Here is a 13,399-nt window from a genome sequence, read left to right as displayed (position 1 = left end):
GATCGGATCAACCTCCTGCTGCAAACAAAATAATAATTATATGAACGTGTTTAGAAAAATTATCAACTGGTATTTTACAAAACGAGCCGTACCATACTGGTGCGTGCTTTTACTTGACTGTGTGATAGTCCTTTTTTCTGGACTTATGGGCGCTTATATAGAGTTTGGTGGTGCTCACCTTGCAAGTGTATGGTGGAAAACCGTTTTGGGCATAGTTTGTTGTTTGCCTGCTTATGTAGTTTGCTTCCATGCGTTTCATACTTATCAAGGAATTATCCGTTATTCTTCGTATATGGATTTGTTCCGTTTGTCAAAGGCTACTGCTATTGCAAGCGCAACAGTTGGTGCATTGGGATACTTTGTACATTCGGATACTATTGTTTTCCCAGACTTTAAATCAGTCCTTATCATCTTCGGCATTAGCACTTTCCTGATGTGGATTGTACGCTTGTTGGTGAAGGCAAGTTTTGAAAGTTCCCAGACTGACAAAGCCTTTCCTGCTGCTATCTATGGTACACAGGCTGGTGGTATTGCCCTTGCTAACAGCATCCGTTCGGTGAAGGAGAAGCAGTATCTCATTCGTGCCTTTATCTCCGACCGTAAGGAACGTGAGGATATACTCCTATTTGGAAAGAAAGTGTTTCTCAGTGGCGAAGGTATTGCCGATAAGCTCCTCAAAGAAGGTGTACAGGTACTCCTCGTATCTCCTCTCAAATCAGCCGAATTCCGAAACAACCAGCAGATGGTGGACGAGATCACCAATGCAGGCATCAAGATTATGATGATGCCATCGGCTGAGGAATGGGATGGTAAGAGTGATCTCACCTTCCAGCATCTCAAAGAGGTTGAAATCGAAGACCTTCTCCCTCGCGATAAGATTGAGGTGGATATGAAGACTATCGGTCAGATGCTGACCAGCAAGCGTATCCTCATCACAGGCGCAGCAGGCTCCATCGGTTCTGAGATGGCTCGTCAGGTGGCATCCTTCTTTCCTGCAGAATTAGTATTAGTAGACCAAGCTGAGACTCCTATGCACGATGTCCGTCTCTGGATGAAGGCCAATGTTGCCGACAATGCACATGTCTATACTATCGTTGGTTCCATTACGAACGAGGAACAAATGGAAACCATCTTCCGTGAGCATCAGCCGGAATACGTATTCCATGCAGCGGCCTATAAGCACGTGCCTATGATGGAGGATAATCCTGCTATGGCGGTTCTGAACAATATATATGGTACACGTGTTATTGCCGACTTGGCGGTAAAGTACGGTACTAAGAAGTTCGTGATGATCTCAACCGATAAGGCTGTCAACCCAACCAATGTGATGGGTTGTTCAAAGCGTATCTGCGAGATTTACTGTCAAGCACTCAATAAGAAGCTTTGGGAAGAGACCCAGAAGACTGGCAAGCCTACCACTCAGTTTATAACAACCCGCTTTGGAAACGTTCTTGGAAGTAATGGTTCAGTCATTCCTATCTTCAAAGAGCAAATCCGCAAGGGTGGACCTGTTAAGGTAACGCATCCTGATATCATCCGTTTCTTCATGCTCATCCCAGAGGCATGTAAGCTGGTACTTGAGGCTGGCATCATGGGTAAGGGGGGCGAGATCTTTGTCTTCGATATGGGGCAGCCGGTCAAGATTGTCGATTTGGCAAAGCGCATGATCAGTCTCTCTGGAGCCAAGGACATCAAGATTGAGTTCACGGGGCTTCGTGATGGTGAGAAGTTGTTTGAGGAGGTACTGAACGATGCTGAACAGACAAAACCAACCTATCATCCAAAGATTAAGGTGGCTGCCGTTCGTGAATATCCATACGAACTGGCACGTCAGAACGAAATGGAGCTCTACGAAATCTCCAAGTCTTTTGACGATATGACTATCGTGAAAAAGATGAAGGAGATAGTACCTGAATATAAGAGTAAGGTTAGTAAGTATGAGGTGTTGGATAAGTAAATATGACTGTAAGCCAAGAAATAGTATTACGACTTCTCTGCTCTTCTGTGAGTGGTACAGCAACGTCACTTCCTGCTAATAGATTGGCAGGAAGTGATAGATCGTGCTACAGAACAAGGCGCTTGGGGGTATGATGACAGGCTAAATAACTAAACAAATGTAGATGTCCCACATTTCAATATTGAGACACCGGATTTATGATCTTTTTAAAGTTTTAATTCTGCCGATAGGTATAAAAATAAGCTTTTGATGAAGACTTTTTTGAGCTTGTTAAAGGGACTTTTCTTGTTCTTTTGTATTCCCTATTTTGTCTGGAAACAGAAGACGACTGCATAACCCCAAACATTGGATTCGTTCAATGCTTTCTTCCTTACTCTAAAGATTAAAATAGTGTAAGGAATGCCGGATTATTCTGATGTGAATCATGATAATCCTGCTTAATATTATTGTTTGTTTGTGTAGCCCTCCTTTTTAAATCAGGCGTGGTTTATTTACAAGGAGGGCTTTTATTTAGAATTCAATGCGTCCTTTTTAAATATGATGCTACATTCTTTTCATCTCAAATGTAGCTATCAATAGCCAGATTTCTCTGTTTTACGGAGAAGTTTGGCTATCTTTATTTTGTGATATTGAAACTCACACTAAATATAAAGAAAGGCCGGAGTTGTAAATGTGCAATTCCGGCTTTTGGGGGTATTCTGGTTTTTAATGTAGTTTTAGATTATACTGACTTGCCGGGAAATAGAAATAACTCTTTTATTACCTTCCCTCTCTCCCTTTCTTGTCCTGTAATTGTCTCTTTTTATATATTAAATCGTATTAAGAGGATGCTGTAACTTGTCTTTTTGTCTCTGAGGTGAATGTCGCATCTTTGCAATGTTAACGTTAGCGAAGTAATAACATTGAGTATTTATTTAAAAAAAGAAGATTATGGCAATTAGATTTAAAAGAATTTTACGTTTGAGTGATCCGACTGACAAAAGTTCAGTTAAAAGAACGTATCCTATTATTTCTTATAAGTATGACACCGCGGCAACACTAAAAGAGGTGGCGCAGGAAATCAGTGGAAATTCGGGTGTGAGTGAAGGTGAGACAATCAGTGTACTGAAAGATTTTCGGACACTGCTGCGTAAAACTCTTCTGGGTGGACGTTCGGTTAATATTGATGGGATAGGTTACTTTTACCTGTCGGCACAAAGTAAAGGAGCCGATAAACCGGAAGATTTTTCGGCAAGTGACATTACAGGATTGCGTATCTGTTTTCGTGCGAATAAGGATATACGTATTAATGCGGGAGCATCCTCTACCCGTACCGATGGATTGACGTTTAAAGACCTGGACAGAATCAATGATGACGGCTCCGGTACTCCTTCCGGAGGAGAAGGGGAAGGAGAGGATCCTTCTGTATAACGTAAGTTAGGTGTCGTTGACAACAATTATGGCCTTCATCACTGCCATTGGCGGGCTGGAGGCCATTAAATGGCTCGTGCGATTGGTTACTTACCGAAAAATGGATGCCCGGAAGGAGGAGGCATCAGTGAGTTGTATAGAGGAGGAGAATCGCAGAAAGAAGGTGGATTGGCTTGAAGAGCGCCTGGAACAGCGCGATGGGAAGATTGACGGACTTTATGCTGAACTACGGAAGGAGCAGGAAGATAAAATGGGGTGGATGATCCGTTGCCATGAAGTAGAACTGGCACAGAAGGAGTCGGAAATAAAGAAATGTGAGATAAGAGGGTGTGGAAAACGTATTCCTCCGTCGGATTATTAATCTTAAAAAATGAGTATTATGAGGAGAATCGATTCGATTATAATTCATTGTTCGGCTACGCAGGCGGGAATGGATTTCAGCGCTAAAGATATAGATCGTTGGCATCGTGCCCAGGGGATGAACGAAATAGGATATCACTATGTGGTACGGTTGGATGGAAGTGTGGAATCCGGGAGAGAGGTTGCACGGATGGGGGCTCATTGTATCGGATGGAATGAGCGAAGTATTGGTATCTGCTACATTGGTGGGTTGGATGCCGGGGGACATCCGGCTGATACACGAACCAGGGCGCAGAAAGAAACGTTGAAACGGCTTATCGAGGAGCTGAAACAACGCTATGGGATAGTGACGGTGATGGGGCATCGGGATACTTCGCCGGACCTGAATGGAGATGGGAGGATAGAACCGGGTGAATTTATAAAGGTATGCCCTTGTTTTGATGTTAAGAAATGGTTGTTGATAGGGGTGATTTTGCCTTTTTTGTCGGCATGTGGCAGTTCTCATTTCCGGATAGAACGGAACGTGGAAATAGACTCTGTTACTGCAAAAGGGCATTATGAAAGAGTGGATAACGTACGAAAAACGGAATGGAAAAATAACAGGCAGACTGATGAACATATAGAAGAAACTGTCTTCTCTTGGAAAGAGGATACCATAGGAGTAGGTCATGAGAATGGAAAAACAGTACAAAGGAAGTCTTTTTCCGTTACTAAAAAGGTTATTGATAGAGGAAGGACGCAATTGTAGAAAGGATGTGCGGAACACTCTTTTGTAAAAGCCGATTCTTCTTTTGCGGTTGGTAAATCGTTGATAAAAGTGGATGAACGGGAGAAAAAACAGAGGAGGCAGATAGGAGGGGTATGGGCATTTGTAGCGATAGCCGGATTCCTGGTGATATGTATCTTATTTTTTAGAAAGTTTTTTGTTGTTGATAATCAATGACTTCGTTTCTTCTGGAATAAAATAGTGAAAAAATAATTATCGAAAGTTTTGGAATTCTCAAAATAAGCTGTACCTTTGCATCGCTTTTGAAACGGAAGTGTACGGGCGCTTAGCTCAGCTGGTTCAGAGCATCTGGTTTACACCCAGAGGGTCGGGGGTTCGAATCCCTCAGCGCCCACATTTAAAAACGAAACACTTCCGCTTGACAAAAGGGCGCTTAGCTCAGCTGGTTCAGAGCATCTGGTTTACACCCAGAGGGTCGGGGGTTCGAATCCCTCAGCGCCCACGATAGATAAGTAAAATGCTTCGTGAAGTCTTTCGCGAAGCATTTTTTGTTTTCTTACCTCTTTTATATAAACTTTCTACCCCCTTTATGCATTATAAATCAGGAAAAAGAGTTAATTTTGCAACCTGATAATTATCCGAACGACATATGAAACTTGATTTATTAACGGCCATTTCTCCTATTGACGGCCGATACAGAGGCAAAGCCGAAGCTTTGGCAGCCTATTTTTCTGAATTTGCACTGATAAAATACCGCGTGCAGGTAGAGGTGGAATACTTCATTACTCTATGCGAACTACCATTACCACAACTTAAAGGAATCGACAAAAGTGTATTTGAAGCCTTACGTGCTATCTATCGTAACTTCTCTGAAGCAGATGCTCAGCGTATCAAAGATATAGAGAGTGTTACTAATCACGATGTGAAAGCAGTAGAATATTTTTTGAAAGAAGAATTTGATAAATTGGGCGGATTGGATGACTACAAGGAGTTTATTCACTTCGGCCTGACTTCACAAGATATTAATAATACCTCTATCCCTCTTTCTATTAAGGAAGCATTGGAGCAGGTGTATTACCCGCAGATTGAAGAACTGATAGCTCAGTTGAAAACGTATGCTACAGAATGGGAAGCTATTCCGATGCTTGCCAAGACACATGGACAACCTGCATCTCCAACTCGTTTGGGTAAAGAGGTGATGGTGTTTGTGTATCGTCTGGAACGCCAGTTGGCAACATTGAAAGCGTCTCCTGTAACTGCAAAATTTGGTGGAGCAACCGGTAATTATAACGCGCATCGTGCAGCTTATCCGGAATATGACTGGAAGGCGTTCGGTAATCGTTTTGTAGCGGAAAAATTGGGATTGGAGCGTGAAGAGTATACTACACAGATTTCGAATTATGATAATTTGTCGGCTATCTTTGACGCAATGAAGCGTATCAATACGATAATGATTGATATGAACCGCGACTTCTGGCAGTATATTTCTATGGAGTACTTTAAGCAGAAAATAAAAGCAGGTGAAGTAGGTTCAAGTGCGATGCCGCATAAAGTGAATCCAATAGATTTTGAAAATGCTGAAGGTAACCTTGGGATAGCAAATGCTATTCTTGAGCATCTGGCAGTGAAATTGCCGGTATCCCGTTTGCAGCGTGACCTGACAGATTCTACTGTGTTGCGTAATGTAGGTGTGCCGTTCGGACATATTATAATCGCTATTCAAAGCTCTCTGAAGGGATTACGTAAATTGTTACTGAACGAGCCGGCTATTTACCGCGATCTGGATAATTGCTGGAGTGTGGTTGCTGAGGCTATCCAGACGATATTGCGCCGTGAAGCTTATCCGCACCCGTATGAGGCACTGAAAGCGCTGACAAGAACTAACCAGGCGATAACAGAAAGCTCTATTAAAGAGTTTATCGAAGGACTGAATGTTAGTGAAGATATAAAGAAAGAATTAAGAGTGATAACTCCGCATACATATACGGGACTCTAAAAAAAACTCTGAAATACCGGCCGTGAGGCCTATGTTTAATTTTTATTCGAATAAAGTAATGAGTACAGAAAACGAAGAATGGCGTGACAGCTCTAATGAAGAGAACACTGGCGCCAGCCGTGATGGTAACAGATCTTACAACAGAGAAGGTGGATATAATCGCCCCTCTTACAACAATCGTGAAGGTGGCGATCGTCCGTATCGTCCAAGATTCAATTCTAATGGTGAAGGCAGCGACCGCCCGCAACGTTCTTATGGTGACCGTCCGCAACGTCCTTCTTATAATCGTGAAGGCGGTGATCGCCCGTATCGTCCGCGTTTTAACAATAACAACGAAGGTGGTGACCGTCCGCAGCGTTCCTATGGTGATCGTCCTGCTTATGGTGACCGTCCGCAACGTCCTTCATATAATAACAATCGCGAAGGTGGTGATCGTCCGTATCGTCCACGTTTCAATAATGGTGAAGGTGGCGACCGTCCACAGCGCTCCTATGGTGATCGTCCTGCTTATGGCGACCGTCCGCAGCGTCCTTCTTATAATCGTGAAGGTGGTGATCGTCCGTATCGTCCGCGTTTCAATAATGGTGAAGGTGGCGATCGTCCGCAACGTTCTTATGGTGACCGCCCGCAACGTCCTTCTTACAATCGTGAAGGCGGTGATCGTCCGTATCGTCCACGCTTTAATAATGGAGGCGAAGGTCGTCCGCAAGGATTTGCCCGTCCGCAGCGCCGTACAGGCGATTATGATCCCAACGCGAAATATAGTAAGAAAAAACAGATAGAGTACAAGGAACAGTTTGTTGATCCGAATGAACCGATTCGTTTGAATAAGTTCTTGGCTAATGCTGGTGTTTGTTCGCGTCGTGAAGCTGATGAATTTATCACAGCCGGCGTTGTTTCGGTGAATGGTGAAGTGGTAACGGAATTGGGTACTAAGATCAAACGTGCTGATGTTGTGAAGTTCCATGATGAAACGGTAAGCATTGAACGTAAGGTGTATGTTCTGCTGAATAAGCCGAAAGATTGTGTGACTACTTCTGATGATCCTCAGGCGCGTCTTACTGTAATGGACCTTGTAAAAGGAGCTTGTAGTGAACGTATCTATCCGGTGGGACGTCTGGACCGCAATACCACAGGTGTATTGTTGTTGACGAATGATGGCGATCTGGCTTCTAAGCTGACGCATCCTAAGTTCCTGAAGAAGAAAATCTACCATGTTTATCTGGATAAGAATCTGACAAAAGCTGATATGGATCAGATTGCTGCCGGTGTTGAATTGGAAGATGGTGAAATCCATGCAGACGCAATCAGTTATGCCGACGATATTAAACGTGACCAGGTGGGGATTGAAATCCATTCAGGAAAGAACCGTATTGTTCGTCGTATTTTTGAATCACTGGGTTATAAAGTGGTAAAACTGGATCGTGTATTCTTTGCCGGTCTTACTAAGAAAGGTCTGCGTCGTGGTGAATGGCGTTATTTGACTGAGCAGGAAGTGAATTTCCTGCGCATGGGATCTTTTGAATAAAAAAAAGTAGTTAAGTAACTAAGCAGTTAAGTAGTAAGTAATGGATAGATCTATTTGTGGACATTTCGATTCCTACTTGCTACTTAACTACTCACTACTTAACTACTATTATATAATAATGTATATACAATAGTTATGGAAAAGATTAGTAGAACAAAAATTGTCGACCTGATGAAGCGCGAAGACTTTGGCGCTATGGTCAATGTGAAAGGATGGGTTCGTACCCGTAGAGGTAGCAAACAAGTAAACTTTATCGCACTGAATGACGGTTCTACAATAAATAATGTACAGGTAGTAGTTGACCTGGCTAACTTTGATGAAGAAATGCTGAAGCTGATCACTACAGGCGCTTGTGTAAGTGTAAATGGTGTGATGGTTGAGTCGGTAGGCTCGGGGCAGAAAGTGGAGGTGCAGGCTCGTGAAATAGAGGTGCTGGGTACTTGTGATAATACATATCCGTTGCAGAAGAAGGGACATTCAATGGAGTTCCTTCGTGAAATAGCACATTTGCGTCCCCGTACTAACACGTTTGGTGCAGTGTTCCGCATTCGTCATAACATGGCGATAGCTATTCATCAGTTTTTCCATGAGAGAGGATTTTTTTATTTCCATACGCCGATTATTACGGCTTCGGATTGTGAAGGAGCAGGTCAAATGTTTCAGGTTACTACCAAGAACTTGTATGATCTGAAGAAAGATGAGACCGGTTCTATCATTTATGATGACGATTTCTTTGGAAAACAAGCGAGCCTGACTGTCTCGGGACAGTTGGAAGGCGAGTTGGCTGCAACTGCTTTGGGGGCTATTTATACATTTGGACCAACATTCCGTGCAGAAAACTCGAATACGCCTCGTCATCTTGCTGAGTTCTGGATGATTGAACCGGAAGTGGCGTTCAATGATATCACAGATAACATGGATCTGGCCGAAGAGTTTATAAAATACTGCGTGCAATGGGCTTTGGACAATTGTGCCGATGATGTGAAGTTCTTGAACGACATGTTTGATAAAGGCTTGATAGAGCGTTTGCAAGGCGTGTTGAAAGAGGATTTTGTACGTTTGCCTTATACGGATGGTATTAAAATTCTGGAAGATGCTGTAGCTAAAGGGCATAAGTTTGAATTCCCTGTTTATTGGGGAGTTGATTTGGCCTCTGAGCACGAACGTTATTTGGTGGAAGAACATTTCAAACGTCCCGTAATTCTGACTGATTATCCGAAGGAAATCAAAGCTTTCTATATGAAGCAGAATGAAGATGGAAAGACAGTACGTGCTATGGATGTATTGTTCCCGAAGATTGGTGAAATTATCGGAGGGTCAGAGCGTGAATCTGATTATGATAAGTTAGTTACCCGCATTGAAGAACTTCATATCCCGATGAAAGATATGTGGTGGTATCTGGATACGCGTAAATTTGGTACTTGTCCTCATTCAGGTTTCGGACTTGGCTTTGAGCGCCTGTTGCTCTTTGTGACGGGTATGGCTAATATACGTGACGTTATTCCGTTCCCGCGTACACCGCGTAACGCTGAATTCTAATAAATCTTTTTAGATTCTCAATAAAAAGGCTTGTATCTTTTTAAGATGCAAGCCTTTTTTATTGCTTTACATTTGTTTGATTATCAAAAGATTTTTTTATATTTGTAAGCGACAGGCCTTGAAAGTATTAACTAAAAATAATACGGCGATGAAAAAACTCTATTTCTTTACCATATTGACGGCGATGCTGTTGATGGTAACAGGTGTTATGGCTCAGAAAAAAGCGAGGTTTCAACCTGCTAATTTGAAAGGAATCTGGCAACTGTGTCATTATGTGTCAGAGCTTCCGGATGTTCCGGGGGTGTTAAAGCCCAGTAATACATTCAAGGTTTTAAGTGATGACGGACGGATTGTGAATTTTACCATAATTCCCGGACAGGATGCTATCATTACCGGATATGGTACTTATAAGCAAGTGACGGGTCATTCTTATAAAGAAAGTATAGAGAAGAATATTCATCTTCCTATGCTTGATAATAAGGATAATATTCTTGAATTTGAGATAGAAGATAATGATCTGCTCCATTTAAAGTATTTTATAGCAAAAGACCTGAACGGTAATGAGCTGAATTCCTGGTTTCATGAAACATGGAAGAGGGTGGAGATGCCGGCTGTATTTCCGGAAGAGATCGTAAGGTAAGAGAATGAATGGATGATATAGAAAGAAGAAAAGGGATCTGAGTTTTTGATTTTGGTGAGAATTTGTACAAAATCTAAATATCTTAGGATAAAAATAATATTCAAGTATCCGATTACTACTTACTTTTGCCGTTGTGCTATTATAGCAGGCGGCAAAACTGAATACATCTATTATTTTTATATATGAAACATCATTTCTTTTCTTTGTTAACGGCTTTGTTCTTTTCGGGAAGTCTTTTAGGGCAGGATCAAAGTTCTTATATTCACTACTTGACTTCAAAAGATCATCCGGTGACTATCCGTTTGTCAGACGCTATGTTGATGCATGAAATGCGGGAAACTCCCTCTCCACTGAATAATGCGGTGGTTGGTGAGCGGGCTGTTTCTTTGATGTGGCCTTTAGCTGGAGATAATCAGATACATGGGAGTGGACTCGATGGTATGGAGACAACTAAAGTAAGTAAATCATCTCAAATGTACCGGGTTCGTCTTTCACAAGACCGTAATTTTAAAAGTAATGTAATAGAAGCGGTTTGTTCATGGCCTTTTTATAATCCCGAATTTCCTCTTGCAGATGGTATCTGGTACTGGCAATACGGATATGTAGAAGGAGGAAAGACTTCCTGGTCGGAGGTTTTGAAATTCACACAAGAACCGAATCAGGATCGTTTTTCTCCTCCCTCATTCAAAACGTTTATAAGTAAACTGCCATCGGAGCATCCACGTGTATTGATTGCTTCGGACGAGTGGGATACCTTTATTTCTCAAAGTCAGGATGCTCCTGAACGTGCCTGGTATATTGCACGTGCAGAAAAGACATTGAAAGTTCCGATGAAACATATTGATGACACGGATACAAGTAAAATGGCTGGTTTGGATAATGAGGTAAAACGTAATGCACTTCTTACCCGGGAAAGCCGGCGTATTGTAGATAAGGAAGAGGTTAATGCTGAGGTATTTGTGCGTGCCTATCTGTTGACTAAGGACGATCGTTATTATGAAGAAGCAATGAAGCGCATCCTCGAAATGATAAAGTGGGAGGAGAGTCCGAATTTTGTAGGTGATTTTAATGAATCGGCATTACTTTCTCTTTGTTCTATGGCTTATGATGCTTTTTATGATAAGTTGGATGCCTTGCAAAGAAGATTATTATTGAAAGAGGTGCAAAAGAATGGAACAAAGTTTTTTAATCGCTTCAATAATCATCTGGAGAATCATATTGCCGATAATCATGTCTGGCAAATGGCTTTTCGTATCTTTACGATGGCGACTTTCAGTGTGTATGGTGATCTGCCGGAAGCCGAAGTGTGGGCTGATTATTGCTATAATTTGTGGGTGGCTCGTTTTCCTGGATTAAACCAGGATGGTGCATGGCATAACGGTGATTCTTATTTTCATGTTAATATTCGTACACTAATAGAAGTACCTTATTTTTATAGCCGTATTAGCGGGTATGATTTTTTCTCTGATCCATGGTATGAGGGTTCGGCTATGTACGTCATCTATCAACAGCCGCCTTTCTCGAAATCAGCGGGTAATGGAAGTTCTCATCAAAATGTGTTGCAGCCCAGTGGAGTTCGTGTGGGATATGCCGATGCGCTGGCCCGGTTAATAAACAATACTTATAGTGCCGATTATGTACGGTGTATTTTGCAAAAGGAACCGGAGTTGTTGCGTAAAGCCTTTATGGCTAAGACGGGAGATCTTTCCTGGTTTCGTCTTCAGAATCATACCCCTTTGCCGGAAGGTAAGAAAATGAAAGATCTTCCTCTTGCTTATGTGTTTCCACAAACGGGGGTGGTGACACTGATGTCTGATTGGGAGAATTTCAGTCGGAATGCGATGCTTACTTTTCGTAGTAGTCCGTATGGATCGACTTCGCATGCTATTGCCAATCAAAATGCTTTCAATACATTCTTCGGCGGGAAACCTCTCTTTTACAGTAGTGGACATCACATAAGTTTCACGGATGAACATAGTGTATATTGTCATAGAAGCACACGAGCACACAATAGTATTCTTGTCAACGGTATGGGACAGAGAATAGGTACCGAAGGATATGGATGGATTCCAAGATATTATACAGGTAAACGAATATCTTATTTTGTAGGAGATGCTTCCAATGCTTATGGTGAGGTGGTTTCTCCTCTTTGGTTGGCTCGTGGACGGGACTCTGGTCTTGAGTATTCACCTGCTAATGGCTGGGATAAGAATCGGTTGAAGACTTTTCGGCGGCATGTTGTTGAATTGGGAAATGCGGGACTTGTTTTTATTTATGATGAATTGGAGGCCGATACAGCTGTCACCTGGAGTTATCTTTTGCACACAATAGAACATCCGATGATTATAAAAAATGATAAGGGTATGACGCACATTACTGCAACGAATGCAGGAGGGGTGTCGGATGCTTATCTTTTTGCAAATGATAAACTGGAGATGAAGCAGACAGATCAGTTTTTCTATCCGGCTGTCAATTGGCTACGTGCAGATGACAAAGGATATTTTGCTCCATACAAAAATCACTGGCATTTTACAGCGATATCTCCGTATAGTCCGGTATACCGCTTTGCTACTGTTGTGAGTACACATGAACAGGGGAGCGGCGGCGTTGTTCCTGAAAAGATATCGGAAGATACCTTAAAAGTCGGTGAATGGATAATAAAAATGAATATATCTCCCAAAGGGAAAGCTACTTTTACAATAGAGAATAAAGCAGAAAACATTATTCTGGAATATGATGGAAGTACAAAGATAACAGAAGAGGAGCGAACTGTGACTTTGAAAGACCAGGTTCCGGAACTGGAAATTTAAATATACTGATACAGTATCCTTTTTCAACTACCCTCTTGCGTAATTCTGCAAGGTTCTGTTTGTCAGAGTGGCAGGGCGACGTAAGGGGGAGTCTATATAAAAAGTACTTCAGATATAGGGAATATAGAACGGAGTGGTCTGAATGGGGGATATATATAGAGTTACTTTTACTGGTAACTGTTTCTTCATGTAAATATTGTTGATTTGGTGTTTGCGTTTTGCTTATAATATAAAATAGATATAAACAATTTGCCGGGAAACAAGATAGGACTTAGTATGGTCCTTATGATTTTATGAATATTCCGGATTTGTCTTATGTTTTTCTTACCCTTGTCTTTCAATCTGATAAATCCAAAAAAAGATAGAAATACTTTGCCAATTCAAAGAAAAGCCGTACTTTTGCAAGCCGATTATTATCATAAAAGGATAAGA

At 41.9% G+C, this 13,399-nt stretch carries 9 protein-coding genes and 2 tRNA genes; all 11 read left to right on the top strand.

Features of this window, described 5'->3' with window-relative positions:
- The first annotated feature begins 40 nt into the window (after positions 1–40).
- The 11 genes from HCG69_RS08830 (at position 41) to HCG69_RS08780 (ending at position 12,967) form a co-directional block, all read left to right on the top strand.
- Positions 41–1,957, top strand: coding sequence for a nucleoside-diphosphate sugar epimerase/dehydratase (locus HCG69_RS08830; protein ID WP_221649750.1), 1,917 nt, complete (start codon positions 41–43; stop codon positions 1,955–1,957).
- Between the two features lie 930 nt (positions 1,958–2,887).
- Positions 2,888–3,367, top strand: a complete 480-nt coding sequence (locus HCG69_RS08825) for an HU family DNA-binding protein (RefSeq protein ID WP_007487221.1) — start codon at positions 2,888–2,890, stop codon at positions 3,365–3,367.
- 10 nt (positions 3,368–3,377) lie between these two features.
- Positions 3,378–3,728 (top strand): hypothetical protein, encoded by a 351-nt coding sequence (locus HCG69_RS08820; protein WP_025868321.1) that lies wholly within the window; start codon positions 3,378–3,380, stop codon positions 3,726–3,728.
- An 18-nt stretch (positions 3,729–3,746) separates the two neighbouring features.
- Positions 3,747–4,475, top strand: coding sequence for an N-acetylmuramoyl-L-alanine amidase (locus tag HCG69_RS08815; protein ID WP_255585613.1), 729 nt, complete (start codon positions 3,747–3,749; stop codon positions 4,473–4,475).
- Between the two features lie 298 nt (positions 4,476–4,773).
- Positions 4,774–4,848: transfer RNA gene (locus HCG69_RS08810), tRNA-Val, on the top strand.
- A gap of 33 nt (positions 4,849–4,881) precedes the next feature.
- Positions 4,882–4,956 (top strand) — tRNA-Val (locus HCG69_RS08805).
- 147 nt (positions 4,957–5,103) lie between these two features.
- A complete protein-coding gene (gene purB, locus HCG69_RS08800; protein ID WP_221649749.1) occupies positions 5,104–6,450 on the top strand; it encodes an adenylosuccinate lyase in 1,347 nt (448 codons plus the stop codon).
- 58 nt (positions 6,451–6,508) lie between these two features.
- Positions 6,509–7,978: a pseudouridine synthase gene (locus HCG69_RS08795; RefSeq protein WP_221649748.1), complete on the top strand. Its 1,470-nt coding sequence runs from the start codon at positions 6,509–6,511 to the stop codon at positions 7,976–7,978.
- A gap of 135 nt (positions 7,979–8,113) precedes the next feature.
- Positions 8,114–9,517, top strand: coding sequence for an asparagine--tRNA ligase (gene asnS, locus HCG69_RS08790; protein ID WP_044166756.1), 1,404 nt, complete (start codon positions 8,114–8,116; stop codon positions 9,515–9,517).
- 148 nt (positions 9,518–9,665) lie between these two features.
- Complete coding sequence (locus HCG69_RS08785; RefSeq protein ID WP_221649747.1) at positions 9,666–10,157, top strand: DUF4488 domain-containing protein; 492 nt, start codon at positions 9,666–9,668, stop codon at positions 10,155–10,157.
- A gap of 182 nt (positions 10,158–10,339) precedes the next feature.
- Positions 10,340–12,967 carry a DUF4962 domain-containing protein gene (locus tag HCG69_RS08780; protein ID WP_221649746.1) on the top strand — a complete coding sequence of 876 codons (2,628 nt, stop codon included), beginning with the start codon at positions 10,340–10,342 and terminating at the stop codon, positions 12,965–12,967.
- Positions 12,968–13,399 lie beyond the last annotated feature (432 nt).

The organism is Bacteroides sp. K03 (assembly GCF_019734355.1).
GTDB lineage: Bacteria > Bacteroidota > Bacteroidia > Bacteroidales > Bacteroidaceae > Bacteroides > Bacteroides nordii.
The sequence above is the reverse complement of the archived record's forward strand: the minus strand, read 5'-3'. Positions and strand labels throughout refer to the sequence as shown.